This is a genomic window from Glaciimonas sp. PCH181 (assembly GCF_003056055.1).
GTDB lineage: Bacteria > Pseudomonadota > Gammaproteobacteria > Burkholderiales > Burkholderiaceae_D > Glaciimonas.
In genome coordinates this window covers 197,557-214,509 of record NZ_PYFP01000006.1, presented here as the reverse complement: position 1 = coordinate 214,509, position 16,953 = coordinate 197,557, and the positions used below count along the sequence as shown (strand labels likewise).

13 protein-coding genes are annotated in these 16,953 nt (G+C 51.2%); 12 read left to right on the top strand and 1 reads right to left on the bottom strand.

Annotated features, from left to right (window positions below):
* The 10 genes from murD (at window position 1) to lpxC (ending at window position 12,030) form a co-directional block, all read left to right on the top strand.
* The gene (gene murD, locus C7W93_RS24070; RefSeq protein ID WP_108442868.1) at window positions 1–1,569 is read left to right on the top strand and encodes a UDP-N-acetylmuramoyl-L-alanine--D-glutamate ligase; all 1,569 of its coding nucleotides are present in this window, start codon (window positions 1–3) and stop codon (window positions 1,567–1,569) included.
* Entirely contained in the window at window positions 1,566–2,816 is a 1,251-nt protein-coding gene (gene ftsW, locus C7W93_RS24065; RefSeq protein WP_108442867.1) for a putative lipid II flippase FtsW, read from the top strand. Before murD ends, ftsW begins: the two co-directional genes overlap by 4 nt.
* On the top strand, window positions 2,813–3,904 hold the full coding sequence (murG, locus tag C7W93_RS24060; protein ID WP_108442866.1) for an undecaprenyldiphospho-muramoylpentapeptide beta-N-acetylglucosaminyltransferase: 1,092 nt from the start codon (window positions 2,813–2,815) through the stop codon (window positions 3,902–3,904). The genes ftsW and murG overlap by 4 nt, the downstream gene beginning before the upstream one ends.
* Window positions 3,901–5,310 carry a UDP-N-acetylmuramate--L-alanine ligase gene (gene murC, locus C7W93_RS24055; protein ID WP_108442865.1) on the top strand — a complete coding sequence of 470 codons (1,410 nt, stop codon included), beginning with the start codon at window positions 3,901–3,903 and terminating at the stop codon, window positions 5,308–5,310. The genes murG and murC overlap by 4 nt, the downstream gene beginning before the upstream one ends.
* An 84-nt stretch (window positions 5,311–5,394) precedes the next feature.
* The gene (locus C7W93_RS24050; RefSeq protein WP_108442864.1) at window positions 5,395–6,381 is read left to right on the top strand and encodes a D-alanine--D-alanine ligase; all 987 of its coding nucleotides are present in this window, start codon (window positions 5,395–5,397) and stop codon (window positions 6,379–6,381) included.
* 87 nt (window positions 6,382–6,468) lie between these two features.
* Window positions 6,469–7,236, top strand: a complete 768-nt coding sequence (locus C7W93_RS24045; RefSeq protein ID WP_108442863.1) for a cell division protein FtsQ/DivIB — start codon at window positions 6,469–6,471, stop codon at window positions 7,234–7,236.
* Between the two features lie 10 nt (window positions 7,237–7,246).
* Window positions 7,247–8,479 (top strand): cell division protein FtsA, encoded by a 1,233-nt coding sequence (ftsA, locus tag C7W93_RS24040; protein ID WP_108442862.1) that lies wholly within the window; start codon window positions 7,247–7,249, stop codon window positions 8,477–8,479.
* A 234-nt stretch (window positions 8,480–8,713) separates the two neighbouring features.
* Window positions 8,714–9,904, top strand: a complete 1,191-nt coding sequence (gene ftsZ / locus C7W93_RS24035; RefSeq protein WP_108442861.1) for a cell division protein FtsZ — start codon at window positions 8,714–8,716, stop codon at window positions 9,902–9,904.
* A 336-nt stretch (window positions 9,905–10,240) separates the two neighbouring features.
* Window positions 10,241–10,744 (top strand): peroxiredoxin, encoded by a 504-nt coding sequence (locus C7W93_RS24030; protein WP_108442860.1) that lies wholly within the window; start codon window positions 10,241–10,243, stop codon window positions 10,742–10,744.
* A gap of 350 nt (window positions 10,745–11,094) precedes the next feature.
* A complete protein-coding gene (lpxC, locus tag C7W93_RS24025) occupies window positions 11,095–12,030 on the top strand; it encodes a UDP-3-O-acyl-N-acetylglucosamine deacetylase (protein ID WP_108442928.1) in 936 nt (311 codons plus the stop codon).
* A 130-nt stretch (window positions 12,031–12,160) separates the two neighbouring features.
* On the opposite strand, the gene C7W93_RS24020 is transcribed toward lpxC, so the two are convergent.
* Window positions 12,161–12,676, bottom strand: coding sequence for a hypothetical protein (locus C7W93_RS24020; protein ID WP_108442859.1), 516 nt, complete (start codon window positions 12,674–12,676; stop codon window positions 12,161–12,163).
* Between the two features lie 45 nt (window positions 12,677–12,721).
* On the opposite strand from C7W93_RS24020, the gene C7W93_RS24015 reads away from it, so the two are divergent.
* A complete protein-coding gene (locus C7W93_RS24015; protein WP_108442858.1) occupies window positions 12,722–13,675 on the top strand; it encodes a M23 family metallopeptidase in 954 nt (317 codons plus the stop codon).
* 296 nt (window positions 13,676–13,971) lie between these two features.
* Window positions 13,972–16,737 (top strand): preprotein translocase subunit SecA, encoded by a 2,766-nt coding sequence (gene secA, locus C7W93_RS24010; RefSeq protein WP_108442857.1) that lies wholly within the window; start codon window positions 13,972–13,974, stop codon window positions 16,735–16,737.
* Window positions 16,738–16,953: the final 216 nt, after the last annotated feature.

Below are 16,953 nucleotides of genomic sequence, written 5' to 3'. Positions count from 1 at the left end.
ATGACATACATCGGTAAACATGTTCTGGTGCTGGGTTTGGGTGAATCCGGACTGGCAATGGCTCTGTGGCTGGCACGCTGCGGTGCGACACTGCGCGTGGCCGATACGCGCGCTGCACCAGAACGTTTGGAGCAATTGCTTGCGGTTGTTCCTGATGTCGAATTTATCGGTGGCAATGATGGTAGTGAAGATGGCACTTTTAATGCCTCACTTCTGGACGGCATCGCCTTTGTCGCGGTCAGTCCGGGACTGGCACCGATCCGGGAACTGAAGGAAATTATTCCAGCGGCAGCACTTGCTGAGATTCCCGTCTGGGGAGAAATCGAACTTTTCGCACAGGGTCTGGCTGCGCTACGCGAAAGTCAGGATTACAACCCGAAAATTATCGCCATCACCGGCACTAATGGTAAAACCACCGTCACCAGTCTGACCGGCTTGCTGTGTCAGCGCGCAGGTTTCACCGTCCAGGTCGCGGGCAATATTAGTCCGGCAGCGCTGGATGTGTTGCGTAGCGCGCTGGATGCAGAAGCCTTGCCGCAAATCTGGGTGCTGGAGTTGTCGAGTTTCCAGTTGCACACGACGTATAGCTTGCAAGCAGATGCAGCGACGGTATTAAATCTGACGCAGGATCATCTTGACTGGCACGGCGACATGGCCGCCTACGCTGCTGACAAAGCACGGATTTTTGGTGAAAATACCACGCGGGTGTTGAATCGTGACGATCCACTGGTCATGCAATTGGCTCCCCGGACGGGCGTGACGAACCCAGTGACTAATCCTGTAACAACCATTACTTTTGGCGTCGATGAGCCGCATCACGCAGACTGCTTTGGCCTGACGCATGACAACGGCATGCAATGGTTAGCGGTGGCTGCCGAGGTAGAGGAAGAGTTAGAGAAAAAACGCGGTAAAAAACAGCAAGTTGAAGCATTGCCGATTGTTATCAATCGTTTGATGCCCGCCGATGCACTGCGGATTCGCGGTCAGCACAACGCCGCTAATGCCTTAGCGGCGTTAGCTTTGGGGCGTGCCATCGGCTTGCCATTTGCCTCGTTGTTGCACGGCTTGCGAGAATATCGTGGTGAACCGCATCGGGTGGAATTGTTGGCGACGATTGATAACGTCGAATATTACGACGACAGCAAAGGCACAAATGTTGGTGCCACAGTCGCTGCGCTGAATGGTTTAGGCCGCGGTCCGGATGGCGGTGCTACGCCAAATCGGTTGGTGCTGATTGCTGGCGGTGATGGCAAAGGGCAGGACTTCACGCCCTTAGCAGAACCGTTGGCACATTATGGCCGCGCATTAATATTGATCGGGCGCGATGCCGATGCTATTCGCCACGCTGTGAACAGCACTTTGTTGGCGGCTGGTATCGATATCGTCGATTGCGAAACGCTGGAGCAAGCGGTGCAACGCGGCGCTGAACTTGCCCACGCTGGCGATGCCGTACTGTTATCCCCTGCATGCGCCAGTTTCGACATGTTCCGCAGTTATGTTCATCGGGCGGAGACATTCGGTGCTGCGGTACGTGAATTGGCGCTCTCACGCGGCGAGGTCAGCATATGAAATTCGCGTTCCCATTTTTCTCAGGGGGTAGCGATAAAGCTGCGGAAAAACCGCAGGCGCAGGCGCGGCCACGTTCGGTCGATGGTACCAAGCCCGGGGTGCAGCGCTCGAAGATGATGGAGTACGACCAGCCGTTGGTATGGGTCGTCATATTGTTAATGCTGCTTGGCCTGGTGATGGTGTATTCGGCTTCGATTGCATTACCGGATTCGCCTAAATACGCTAGTTATAAAAGCTACATCTTTCTATTGCGTCAGGCGATATTTATTAGTGTTTCTATTGTTGCTGGACTGGTGACTTTCCGGATACGCATCGCCACCTGGCAACGTTGGGCACCGTATTTATTTGTTGGCACGTTGGTATTGCTGGCGCTCGTGTTGGTGCCCGGTTTAGGTAAGGGCGTGAACGGTGCCAAACGCTGGTTATCGTTCCACGTCTTTAATTTGCAACCATCGGAATTAATGAAGTTGTTCATCGTCTTATATGCGGCCAATTACACCGTCCGTAAACAAGAAGTGATGCACAAGTTGACCAAGGGCTTTTTGCCGATGACAGCAGCAGTCGGATTAGTCGGATTGCTGTTGATGCTAGAGCCGGATCTTGGCGCACTCGGTGTGATTGTCTGCATCGCCATGGGCATTTTGTTTTTGGGCGGTATTAACGGTATTTGGTTTGGCGGCATCACGGCGATGTTATCCGTGATGTTTTCGCTGGTGATCTGGTTATCGCCTTGGCGCAGAGAACGGATTTTTGCGTATCTGAATCCATGGGATCAAGATAATGCGTTGGGCAAGGCTTACCAACTTTCGCATTCGCTGATCGCTTTCGGACGCGGAGAAATATTTGGTGTTGGACTTGGCGCAAGTGTTGAGAAATTGCACTACTTGCCAGAAGCGCATACCGACTTTTTGCTGGCAGTGATTGGTGAAGAGCTTGGTTTCGTTGGCGTGTTGGCAGTGGTCATCATGTTTTACTGGATTATCAAGCGCGCTTTTGAGATTGGCCGTCAGGCGATTGCGATGGAGCAGGTTTTTGCCGGTCTCACCGCTAAGGGAATCGGCATCTGGATCGGGGTCCAAACCTTTATTAATATGGGCGTCAATCTGGGTTTGTTGCCGACCAAAGGTTTGACCTTGCCGCTGATGAGTTACGGCGGTTCGGGCGTACTGATTAACTGTGTTGGATTAGCGATTTTGTTGAGAATCGATTACGAGAATCGCGTCATGATGCGCGGAGGGCGTTCATGATGCCTTCGAAAAAATTATTGATTATGGCGGCGGGTACTGGCGGACATATTTTCCCAGGTCTGGCAATTGCCGACACCATGCGGCAACGTGGCTGGGATGTGACCTGGCTTGGTACGACGCATGGGATGGAAGGCGATCTGGTGCCGCGCCACAATATTGAGATGGACCGCATCACGTTTTCTGGTCTGCGCGGCAAAGGTCTTGCGCATTCATTGCGCGGCGTGTGGCGGTTGCTGGTGAGTTTTCCCGCTTGCTTTAGCGTTATTGGTCGGCGCAAACCTGACGTGATACTCGGCATGGGCGGGTATGTCACCGTCCCCGGTGGTGTCATGGCGCGGCTGCGTAACGTGCCGCTGGTATTAGTGAATGCAGATGCTGCGTTGCTGTTGTCGAATAAAGTATTGGCCCCGTTAGCGCAACGCGTGTTGTTTGGTTTGCCCGCTGCTTTGAGTAATCTCGGTAAGAAGGCAAAAGTCACCGGCAATCCCGTGCGTGAGGAAATCATGCAATTGCCGTTGCCCACGCAGCGTTTCAATGGGCGTATCGGGCCATTACGATTGTTAGTGGTCGGCGGTAGTTTGGGGGCAAAAGCGCTTAACGATTGTTTGCCAGCAGCGTTGGCGCTGATGCCTGCAGAATTACGGCCAAGCGTGACGCATCAATCCGGCAAGCAACATATAGCAGCATTGCAGGCCGCCTACAAAGCGGCCGGGGTCGCGGCAGAAGTAGTCGCTTTTATTGATGATATGCCGCGCCGTTATGCCGATGCCGATTTGGTGGTATGCCGCGCCGGTGCGATCACGGTTTCTGAGTTAACCGCGGCAGGTGTTGCCAGTGTGTTGATTCCGTTGGTTGCGTCAACAACCTCGCATCAACGCGATAACGCGCGCTGGATGTCGACAAAAAAGGCGGCGATTCATTTGCCGCAAAGTGAGTTAAATAAAGAGCGTTTGTCTGCATTGTTGACCAGTATGACACGGCAGGATTGTCAGGCTTTGGCACAGGCAGCGTATGAAAACGGTCGGCGCGATGCCAATCAAACTATCGCGCAGGTCCTTGAAGAATTAGCAGGTGGAAAGTCGTCATGAAACATAAAGTTAAAAATATTCATTTTGTAGGTATCGGCGGTTCCGGCATGAGCGGGATCGCTGAAGTGTTGTTGAACCTCGGCTATACCGTGTCCGGCTCGGATCTTGGGTCTAATGCTGCGACCCGCCGTCTGGCAAAGCTAGGTGCCAAAGTGACATTGGGTCACGCTGCGGAAAATATTCTGAACGCCAACGCTATCGTGACATCGACGGCGGTAAAAGCGGATAACCCGGAAGTTGTCGCCGGCCGTGAAAAACATATTCCGATCGTGCCGCGCGCAATGATGTTGGCCGAATTGATGCGCCTGAAGCGTGGGATTGCGATTGCCGGTACGCATGGCAAAACGACGACGACCAGTTTAGTGGCGAGCGTATTGGCTGAAGGCGGACTGGATCCAACGTTTGTGATCGGTGGCCGTCTGACCAGCGCAGGGGCAAACGCCAAGCTCGGTTCAGGTGATTTTATTGTTGCCGAGGCGGATGAGTCAGACGCTTCGTTTCTCAATCTGTCGCCAGTAATCGAAGTTATTACGAATATCGATGCTGATCATATGGAAACCTATGATCATGACTTCGGCAAGTTGAAACAAGCGTTTGTGGAATTCACGACCCGTCTGCCATTTTATGGCGTCGCGGTGCTTTGTATCGACGATGCTAACGTGCGTGAAATCATGCCGCAAATTTCTAAGCCGATTACGACTTACGGCTTTCGTGAAGATGCGCAAGTGCGGGCGATTGACGCCAAAGCGGTGGCTGGTCATATGCAATTTACCGTGGTGCAAGAAGGCTATGCACCAATGCCGATCAGCTTAAATCAACCCGGCATGCATAACGTGCAAAACGCCTGCGCCGCCGTGGCGATTGCGCGTGAACTTGGGGTTGCCGATGCCGCGATTCAAAAAGCGCTGACCGAGTTCCATGGTGTTGGTCGCCGCTTTACCCGCTATGGCGAAATCCCTGTGCTGGCAACGGATACCAAGTCTGCGGGTACTTACGCGCTGGTAGATGACTATGGACATCATCCGGTCGAAACCGCAGCGACGATTTCTGCCGCACGAGGCGCCTATCCGGGACGTCGGCTGGTGTTGGCGTTTCAGCCGCATCGCTACACGCGGACACGTGATTTGTTCGAAGATTTCGTCAAGGTTTTATCCAGCGTTGATGTGTTGGTTTTGGCAGAGGTGTATGCCGCCGGTGAAATGCCGATCGTCGCTGCGGATGGACGGGCCTTGGCACACGCATTGCGCGTTGCTGGAATGGGCGAACTGGTCTTTGTCGAAAATATCAGCGATATGCATGCAGCAATTGTCAACATAGTGCGTGATGGCGACGTTGTTATGACCATGGGCGCGGGATCGATCAGCGGTGTGCCTGCCCAGTTGGTGAATCAGGCAGCACCGGATTAAAGACAAGACAGAGTTGTTGGGCACGATGCGTAAATAACGCAAGCAGACCTAGGCAAACGTAAGCAAATGAGGCATGAATAAGATATGAGTACGCAAAATATCAACACCCAATTCGGAAAAGTCGGCGTTCTGTTCGGCGGGCGTTCGGCTGAGCGCGAAGTCTCAAAAATGTCCGGCAATGGCGTCGTGCAGGCATTGAAAAACCAAGGTGTCGATGCGCACTTGTTTGATCCGGCTGAGCGTAGTCTGGCGGAACTGGCGGCAGAAAAATTTGATCGCGTATTTATCGCCCTGCACGGGCGGTACGGCGAAGACGGCACTATTCAGGGTGCGTTGGAACAACTCGGTATTCCTTATACCGGACCTGGCGTGATGGCTTCGGCGATTGCGATGGATAAAGTGATGAGTAAGCATGTCTGGCAAAGCGCCGGTTTGCCTACGCCACGCTTTCTGGTGCTGGATTCTCTTAGTGCATCGGCTGAAGAATTGCGTCAATTGCCGGATGTTCTGGGTTTGCCGTTGATGCTTAAAGCGCCGCATGAAGGCTCGACTATCGGCATCAGCAAAGTAAATAGTTACGCAGATATTGATGATGGCTTCGCTTTGTGTGCGAAGTATGACGAGGTCGTGCTGGCGGAGGAATTTATCGCCGGACGTGAGCTGACAGTACCGGTATTGGGCGCTGGTCGTACTGCGCGGGCGCTGCCTATCGTGGAGATTCGTGCACCGGATGGCAATTACGACTATCAGCACAAATACTTCACCGATGACACCAAATATTTATGCCCCGCGCCGTTGGATGAAGCGTTGACACAGCGGATACAGGCGCTGGCCGTACAGGCTTTCAATGCGATTGGTTGCAAAGGCTGGGCGCGGGTCGATTTTATGTTGCGGGCCAGTGATAACGCACCGTTTCTGTTAGAGATTAACACTTCTCCCGGAATGACCGGCCATTCGTTGGTGCCGATGTCGGCAAAACAGGCGGGATCTAGCTACGAAGAATTGTGTGTCGAGATATTGGCGTCGGCGGCGCTTGATTTGAAGCCGACTAAAGAATGGACTCCTGACTGAGTAGTGCCAGAGGTCGGCTTAGTAGTGTGTTCCAGCAAGGTTTTGCATTAGCAAACGGTGTAAGCATTAGCGATAAAGATAGCAACTATGTGGCAAGACATCAAAATATTGAATGCAACTTCCAATGCCTTGTTTGGGCTGGTTTTGCTCGTCTTGCTGGCATCCGGGGTGTGGTGGCTGGCACAGCGCCCGATGTTTACGTTGAAGGTAATTCGGGTTGAGGGCGTAGACCAAAGTGAACTGCGCCGGGTGAATCCATTGACGATACGCGCCAGTGCATTGCCGCGTATCAAGGGCAATTTTTTTACATCTAATCTGGATTCGGTGCGGGCAGCGTTTGAGTCGGTGCCTTGGGTGCGCAAAGCTTCGGTGCAACGTGAATGGCCGAATCAGTTGGTGGTCACAATTGAAGAGCATCAACCGCTCGGCACTTGGGATGACGATGGTCGCTTGTTGTCGGCCAAAGGCGATTTGTTTATCGCCAATCTGGACGAGGCGGAAGAGGATGGCGATCTCTTGAAATTTGGTGGTCCTACTGGTAGCGAGAAAGATGTTCTGGCACGTTTTGCAGAATTTCAGAAATGGTTCGCTCCGCTCAAGTTAACGCCGGTTGACGTGGAATTGTCGCCGCGCTATGCCTGGAGCGTAAAGCTGGATAACGGTATGACCGTGGCACTGGGGCGAGAGCAAAGCAAGACGACTTTGCATGAGCGCGTTGATCGACTGGTAGAGATTTACCCGCAGTTGTTGTCGCGTTTGCAGGACCGCATTGAAAGTGTGGATATGCGTTATCCGAATGGTCTGGCGTTAAAGGCGAGTGGCCTTGGCGCGGGATTGGGAAATAAGAAAAAATAAGCGAAACATTATGACTAAAGACGCAAAAAATCTGATCGTTGGCCTCGACATTGGCACCTCTAAAGTGGTGGCGGTGGTGGCCGAGATTCTGCCTGACGGACGCCATGAAGTGATCGGACTTGGTCAACATGAATCCAAGGGATTAAAGAAGGGAGTCGTGGTCAACATCGAGGCCACCGTCGAGTCTATCCAGCGTGCGCTGGAAGAGGCAGAACTGATGGCAGACTGCAAGATTCGCAATGTGTACACCGGCATCGCCGGCAGCCATATTCGCAGCTTCAATTCCAGCGGTATGGTCGCTATCAAGGACAAGGAAGTCACCGCAGCGGATGTCTCGCGGGTGATCGAAACGGCTAAAGCAGTGAACATCCCGACCGATCAGCAATTGCTGCACACGGTGCCGCAAGAGTTTATTGTCGATAGTCAGGAAGACGTGCGTGAACCAATCGGCATGAGCGGTATCCGACTAGAAGTAAAGGTGCATATCGTCACCGGCGCGGTCTCTGCGGTACAGAATATCGTCAAGTGCGTTCGTCGTTGCGGGCTGGAAGTATCGGATTTAATTTTGCAGCCAATGGCCTCGGCCGACGCTGTGCTGACCCCCGATGAAAAAGAACTCGGCGTGGTCTTGGTGGATATCGGCGGCGGCACGACCGACGTCGCGGTTTTCACAGAAGGCGCGATTCGTCACACCGCTGTGATCCCGATTGCTGGCGATCAGATTACCAACGATATCGCGATGGCATTGCGTACGCCAACTGCAGAAGCAGAAGAAATCAAATTGCGCTACGGCGTCGCCAAGCAGATTCTGGCTGATCCTGGTGAAACGTTGGAAGTGCCCGGCCTGGGTGATCGCAGCTCGCGCAATCTGTCGCGGCAGGCATTAGCCGCTGTGATCGAGCCACGTGTCGAAGAGTTGTTCGCTTTGGTGCATCAAGTCGTGCGTGAGTCCGGTTACGAAGAGGTGTTATCGAGCGGTATCGTTCTGACTGGCGGTTCTGCATTGATGCCCGGCATGATCGAATTAGCCGAAGATATTTTCCTGAAGCCAGCACGTTTGGGAACGCCACATTACAGCGGTCAATTGGCCGATGTGGTGCGGAGTCCACGCTACTCAACAGTGCTGGGCTTGCTGCTGGAAGCAAAAAAACAGTATCTGCGCGGTTATATCGTGACGCGTCAGGAGGGTTCTGCAAAGGCTGTCTGGCAGCGCATGAAGGAATGGTTTTTAGGTAATTTTTAAACGTCAATCGTTGACGTAGCAGTCAATGAACCGATGGCATCAATATTGCTGTACGAGTAGTTACTAATAACGGCGATAGAACAAACGCAGCAGATGTAGCAGGACATTATTAAATTGGCTGGTAAATGTTTATGGTTGTTTTTTGTTGTTAATGTAACGCGCAGTTCTCAGTTGCTAGGCCTCACACCGCGTGATGCCTATTGACTGGATGCTGCAACTTTATGAGGAAACATCATGGAAATCGATATGCTTGACAATGCAACGCTGGGTACCGTGATTAAAGTCGTTGGCGTCGGTGGCGCTGGCGGCAATGCGGTTCAGCATATGATCAATAAGGGTGTTTCGGGAGTCGAGTTTATCGCTGCCAACACCGATGCCCAGGCGCTGAAGCAATCCAAAGCGCATAACGTGATTCAGATCGGTGATACCGGTCTGGGCGCAGGGATGAAGCCGGAAGTCGGCCGTCAATTGGCGGAAGAGTCCCGGGCGCGGATTGAAGATGCACTGCGCGGTGCGCACATGGTATTTATCGCAGCCGGTATGGGCGGCGGTACTGGTACTGGCGCTGCGCCGGTGGTCGCACAGATCGCTAAAGAACTAGGCGCGCTGACGGTTGCGGTGGTGTCCAAACCATTTTCTTACGAAGGTCAGAAGTGCATGGACCTCGCTGATGAAGGTCTGGAAGCGCTGTCTCAACACGTTGATTCGTTGATTATTATTCTTAACGAAAAGCTGGAAGAGATTTACGAAGACGACAGCATGGTTGAATGGCTGGAACACGCCGATGATGTGCTCAACAATGCGGTAGCCGGGATTGCAGAAATCATTAACGTACCGGGTCATATCAACGTCGATTTCAATGACGTTAAGACGATCATGGGCGAACAAGGCAAGGCGATGATGGGAACGGCAACAGCGCACGGCGTTGACCGCGCTCGTCTGGCGGCCGAACAAGCTGTCGCGTCGCCGTTGCTGGATGGTATCGATTTGTCCGGTGCGCGTGGCGTGTTGGTGAATGTGACCGCAAGTCGCAGCCTGAAGGGTAAGGAAATCAAGGAAGTCATGGCAACTGTGCGTGCGTTTGCAGCACCGGACGCGTCGATTGCGCAAGGTATCGCCTACGACGAAACCATGGGCGACGACATCCGTGTCACCGTAGTAGCAACCGGCCTTGGTCGTGCTCGCAAATCGGTGCAATTGGTTCAGCCGCAAATGCTGCGTACTGGAACGCACAATGAACCGATGATGCAGCATGGTCATGGTCATTCCAGCGCGCATTCCGGCCATGGTAGTTCGTCATTCGAAGGCATGAAAGCGCCAGCAGTATGGCGTCGTGAGTCGGCTTCGGATACGGTTCGGGCATTGGAAAAGAATGGCATGGAAACGTATGACATTCCGGCTTTCCTGCGTAAGCAAGCGGACTAACAGTAATAACTAGCGGGGATATTTTATGGCGGCTAAGTCGCCACAGAATACTTTCCGCGAACGAGTGTAAACGAGGGATGCCCTGCAAAACAACGTGGAACAGGGCATACTTCGGAACGCCGCGTCGCTCTGGCGCGGCGTTTTCTTTGGGCGGCTGGAAAGTAACATTTCTGCTGTCACAAACCAAGAAGGCGATCATTTTCGGCGAGTAGAAACGTCGGTAAACGAAGCGGCTTTTCATTATTCGACGTAACGATAAAAATGTTAAACGCGTAGTAGCAGTTTTCACCATTTTCATCATGCAAACCATATTAATTAGATAAAAGGACAGTCATCATGACAATCAAAATCGGCGATACCGTGCCAGAAGGCAAATTAGCAGAGTTCATCGAAAATGAAACAGAAGGTTGTTCGCTTGGACCAAATACTTTTAACGTTAGTGATTTAGTCAAAGGCAAGAAAATCGCCTTGTTCGCCGTACCGGGCGCATTCACGCCAACTTGCTCCGCCAAGCATTTGCCAGGCTATATTCAGCTTGCCGCTGAATTCAAAGCTAAAGGCGTAGATGAAATTTGGGCAATTTCGGTCAACGATGCTTTCGTCATGGGTGCATGGGGCCGCGATCAAAAAGCCACAGGTATCGTACGTTTATTGGCTGATGGCAATGCCGATTTCGTCAAGTCTCTGGGTCTGGAAGCAGATTTCGGTAAGTTCGGCATGGGCACACGTTCGCAACGCTTCTCCGCTTTCATCGATAACGGCGTGGTCAAACAATTGAACGTCGAGCAAGGTGGCACTTTTGAAGTATCGAAAGCAGAAGTCTTGTTGGGACAAATCTAAATCGCGTTGCAATCTTTGATTGCATGATCGATTTGATAATAAAACGGTGCCTTGAGCGCAAATGCCGTTCAGTTAAGACTGGACGGCATTTTTATTTTTCTTGTAACGTTCGTGCCAGCTGTTAACCTATGCGTAAATTACCAACCTCTGCACCATCGCATACAACTGCCATAAAACAAGAATGCCGTTCAGCGTTAACTGAGTGGCATTAAGCCTTGAGCGTCGTTTTATTTTGGGTGTTCCCCACTAAATCCGGCAAAGAGTGGGATGAAATACCGATCCGTATTTTTTTCCCCACACGGCAACACATCGTTACAGTCGAACTTTTGGGTAACATCTATAATGACAACATGTTAAAACAACGCACTATCAAAAAACTTGTCAAAACTGTTGGAATCGGATTGCACTCCGGCACCAAGGTTGAATTGACCTTACGCCCGGCTGCAATTGATACCGGGATCGTCTTCCGGCGTATTGATCTGGATCCGGTGATTGATTTTCCCGCCTCGGCGAACAGTGTTGGCGATACACGCATGGCGTCGGTGCTATCCAAAGATGGTGAGCGCGTATCCACGGTGGAACATTTGCTCTCAGCCTGCGCCGGTTTAGGGATCGATAATTTATACGTCGATCTGACTGCAGAAGAAATTCCGATCATGGACGGCTCCGCCTCCTCATTCGTATTTCTGCTACAACAAGCGGGCTTGGAAGAGCAAGGCGCTGCCAAGAAATTTATCCGTGTCAAAAAGACTGTTGAAGTACGCGAAGGTCAGGGCGACAAGGAAAAATGGGCGCGTCTTGAGCCATGTAACGGCTTCAAGTTAAAGTTTTTTATTGAATTCCATCATCCTGCCGTCGACGGCACCGGCCAGACTGCTGAAGTCGATTTCAGTATTGAGTCGTATGTCAAAGAGATCGCCCGTGCGCGTACTTTTGGCTTTATGCAGGACGTTGAGACTTTGCGCGGGATGGGTTTGGCCCGAGGCGGTTCGCTGGAAAATGCGATCGTCATGGATGAGTATCGGATTCTGAATAGCGATGGTTTACGCTATGAGAATGAGTTCGTGCGGCACAAGATATTGGACGCCATCGGTGATTTATATTTGATCGGCCATCCTCTGCTAGCCAGTTACGTAGCGCATAAGTCCGGGCACGCTATGAATAACCAGTTGTTGCGGGCATTGCTTGCGCAGCCGGATGCCTATGAAATTGTCAGCTTTGATGATTTGGCGTTAGCGCCGGATACGTATCAGCGGCAGGCAACTGAGGAATGGGCGTTGAATTAAGCTAATGTCTTGTGGGCCGCTAAGTTTAGGGCGTATATCAATTCACAGCTTCCTTTGCATTCGTTATCAGTTGCGACACTGCGGGATTATCTTAAATAATCGCGGCTTTACCGTCTCTCGCAACGTTGATTTATCTATTAGATTGCTCTTTATAGCGGCCAACCAGCGCTGCAAGAGCAGCCTTCAATGCTTCGTTACGGGGCGATTCCTCCAGCGATACGGCCAGATTGGAGAATGCAGAAGCCGCTTCCGGGGTCAGGCTAAATTGCTTGACTGGGGTGATTTTTTTGAGGTTTTGGCTAACTTGCACTTTGATTCGGATTCCATTAACCTGCCAGTTCTCCGCCAGCAAATAGCTCTGTAGCTTCGGTAATTGCTGTTTCAGCTTGGTCGCCAATGCGGCATTTGGAGCAGACAAGACTAACTGCCCAGCGTCAAAATGCAGGACTTCGCAGGCCGCAAACATGCTTGGCAATCCAATTCCACATTGTTTTTGCAATGCTGCCATGCGGCCCAAAGTTGGCAATAACGCTGCCATTTTGTCGTCACCGCGCAGGAAATCGGAGGCGTCGCGAGAGACCGCCCTGGAAAATTTTGAGCCTGTCTTCGCTTGCCCAAACGAAGAGGAAAATGAGAGTTTGCGCATGATGACGAAACCATATCACGTAACCGCCAAGCCCAGACCGCGACGATGCAAGTAATTTTGCTGCATGCACGCTTTGCCAGAGCCAAATCGATTACGTTGGGCGTGCGCCATTTTGCGTTGATGGGGGCCATTTTTCTGGGCGCAGTCCTATGCGCAACGGCGTTGGTCTATTTAATCACTTTTCGTTATGCAGGTAGCATCCCCTTTTTATCAAAGTATTCGACTGAACCAGCCGGTAATGCACCGGACAGTAATCAATACTTGAAAGAAAATTTAGCCGCAATGGCAGTCAAATTAGGCCAGATGCAGGCCCAACTGTTACGACTGGATGCACTTGGAGAGCGCGTTCAGGGTTTGGCAGGCGTCAAGCCGGAAGAATTTAATTTCAAGGAAATACCCGGAACCGGCGGCATCGAGCCAAGCAACGTCAAAGAACGGACGTCCCACGTTTTGAGTATGGATGAATTTCAACAGGCACTGGCTGGCATGTCACGCGATATAGGCTATCGCGCCGATTATATGAATGTGGTGGAAACCACGTTAATGAACGATAAAATCAAGGGCAAATTGTTGCCAACCAATCAACCGGTTGCGGTCAATTACAACTCATCCAGTTTCGGCTGGCGACTAGATCCTTTTACCGGCCATAGCGCGTTTCATGAAGGGCTGGATTTTCCTGCCGCGACCGGCACGCCTATCGTCGCCGCTGCTGCCGGTGTGGTGATCGCTGCCGAGTATCATCCCGCTTATGGCAACATGCTCGACATTGATCATGGCAATGACATCATTACCCGTTATGCACATACGTCGAAACTATTGGTAACAGTAGGTGACATCGTGCGGCGCGGTCAGCATATTGCAGATATTGGCAGCACGGGGCGTTCAACTGGGCCGCATCTGCATTTTGAGGTCAGAATAAAAAATGTGGCGCAAGATCCGCGTAAATTTCTGGCAGCGGGGACTGATCAGGCGAAAATGGCGGAGTTGATGATTAAATAACACACATTTCTTTTTTATCCGTTATAAAGATGCATCAAACCTTACAAATTGGCGCGTTAGGTATTGTTTCCTGATGCATAACCCCAACCTGTCGAAGGTCGCATGATAAAATCCGTTACTTAATTAGTGGTAGTCCGGTTTTGTGTTACTGCATTTCCAGACCTCTAAGCATTTTGTTCGTTTCGCTTTCCTTGTTACCGACCCATGCTTTATATTTTACGTTTATGGTTGATGTAAAAATAGCGTTGTCCAATGGAAGCGCGAAATACCTCCGATACCTTTTTTAGAATCCAAGCATGTCATTACTGACCCAGATTTTCGGTAGCCGCAACCAGCGACTGCTCAAGCAATACCAAAAAACTGTAAGCCAAATTAATGGTCTCGAGCCGACAATGGAAAAGTTGTCGGACGAGCAGTTACAAGCTAAAACGTCGGAATTCAGGCAGCGCATCGCCAAGGGCGAAAAACTGGATGATTTGTTGCCGGAAGCGTTTGCAGTTTGTCGCGAAGCCGGTAAGCGCGTCCTCAAAATGCGCCACTTCGATGTGCAGTTGATTGGCGGAATGGTCCTGCATTACGGCAAAATTGCTGAAATGGGTACTGGTGAAGGTAAAACGCTGATGGCAACGCTGCCAGCGTATTTGAATGCATTGGCTGGCAAGGGCGTACACGTCGTGACCGTCAATGACTATCTGGCACAGCGCGATGCTGACTGGATGGGTCGCCTATATAGCTGGCTAGGTCTGACTACGGGTGTGAATTTGTCCGCTGTAGAGCACGATGATAAGCAAATTGCGTATGCGGCTGACATTACTTATGGCACCAATAACGAGTTCGGCTTTGATTATTTACGCGATAACATGGTGTTCGAGGCGCGGGACCGCGTGCAACGTGTCCTAAATTTCGCGATTGTCGATGAAGTTGACTCGATCCTGATCGATGAAGCGCGAACGCCACTGATTATTTCCGGTCAAGCCGAAAATCATACCGATCTTTATCTAAAAATCAATGCTGTACCGCCGCTGCTGACCATGCAAGTGGGCGAAGAAACACCGGATGGTAAAGGTAAAGTTGAAGTTCCTGGCGATTACACCAAGGACGAAAAAGCCCATCAGGTATTGTTGACAGAAGCTGGCCACGAAAAAGCTGAACAAATCCTGACAAGTATGGGATTGCTGGCAGAAGGCGCATCATTGTATGACGCTGCCAATATTAGCCTGATTCATCACTTGTACGCTGCGTTGCGCGCGCATTCGCTGTATCACAAGGATCAGCATTACGTGGTTCAAAACAGTGAAGTCGTCATCGTTGATGAATTCACAGGCCGGATGATGCAAGGGCGTCGTTGGTCGGATGGCTTGCATCAGGCGGTGGAAGCGAAAGAAGGCGTGAAGGTTCAGAACGAGAATCAAACGCTGGCATCCATCACTTTCCAGAACTATTTCCGTATGTACGGCAAGCTGGCCGGGATGACGGGTACGGCTGATACTGAAGCCTACGAATTCCAAGAAATTTACGGTCTGGAAACCGTCGTGATTCCGCAAAATCGACCGAATCAGCGTAAAGACCGTCAGGATCAGGTCTATAAAACGTCGATGGAAAAGTACAACGCAATGTTGCACGATATCCAGGATTGCTACGAGCGCGGACAACCGGTCCTGGTTGGTACAACTTCTATCGAAAACTCAGAATTATTGTCTGGCATTTTGGCCAACGCCAAGTTGCCGCATAACGTGTTGAACGCCAAGCAACATGCCCGCGAGGCAGAAATTATTGCCCAAGCGGGTAGCCCGAAGGCGATCACCATCGCTACCAACATGGCAGGTCGCGGTACGGATATTGTGCTGGGCGGCAATGTAGAAAAACAAGTTCAGTTTATCGATGCGGATGACAGCCTGACTGATAGCCAGAAGGAAGCGCAATCGGCCAAGTTAGTCAATGAATGGCAATCACTGCATGACCATGTGACGAATGCGGGTGGTTTGCACATTATTGGTACAGAGCGCCATGAGTCGCGTCGCGTCGATAATCAGTTGCGCGGTCGTGCAGCGCGTCAGGGCGATCCAGGATCGTCGCGTTTTTATCTGTCATTGGATGACGCTTTACTGCGTATTTTTGCCGGTGACCGTGTACGCGCCATTATGGATCGTCTGAAAATGCCGGAAGGCGAGCCTATCGAGGCTGGTATTGTTTCTCGTTCGATTGAGTCCGCGCAGCGTAAAGTTGAAGCGCGTAACTTCGATATTCGTAAGCAATTGCTGGAGTACGATGATGTCGCCAACGATCAACGTAAAGTAATTTATCAACAGCGTAATGAATTGCTGGAATCGACCGATGTGTCGGAGATGATCGGTTCATTGCGTCACGGCGTGTTGAACGATACTTTCCGTACTTACGTGCCTGCAGAATCGCTCGAAGAGCAGTGGGATATCCCATCGCTGGAGACCGCATTAGTCAACGAATTGCATCTTGAAGTCCCGTTAGCAAAGACATTAGAAGCTGAGCCTAATCTAACCGATGATGAGTTGCTGGATCGCGTTTTGACCACTGCTGACGCTGATTACGCCGCTAAATCGGAAGTCGTTGGCAAAGAATCGTTTGCCGGTTTTGAGCGCAGCGTCATGCTGCAAAGCGTTGATAGCCATTGGCGTGAGCATCTGGCAGCGCTGGATCATCTGCGTCAGGGTATCCATTTACGCGGTTACGCACAAAAGAATCCAAAGCAGGAATACAAGCGCGAGGCCTTTGAGTTGTTCGGTCAAATGCTTGATCTGATCAAGAATGAAGTTGTGCGCGTAGTGATGACGGTGCGTATCGAAAACCGCGAAGAGATTGAGGCAGTGGAAGAAGAGCTGTCGCAATCGCATCTGGAAAACGTGCATTATCAACATGCCGAATTCAATCCTAATGCTGCCGCAGAAGAGTTGTTAGCGCCGACCGCGCATCCGGATGAGGTGAGATTTCAATCGCCTTTCGATGCAGTGCCTAAAGTCGGACGTAACGATCCATGCCCATGCGGCAGCGGCAAAAAGTACAAACAGTGTCATGGGCAGTTGGCGTAAAAATTTGTTGGTGAACAGCTACTAAGTCACTGATCAAGTTGCTAAGAAATGAAAGCGGAGCCGGGAAACCAGCTCCGCTTTTTTTTGTGGTGAGCCGCGATCATTGGCACCGAATTCCCCGATACGTGCTTATCCGTTTTAAAATAGCGACCGCAATTGGATAAAAATAGGATCCCTAAATGATCAGTCATTGATCCCTCAATGATCTTTACCCGA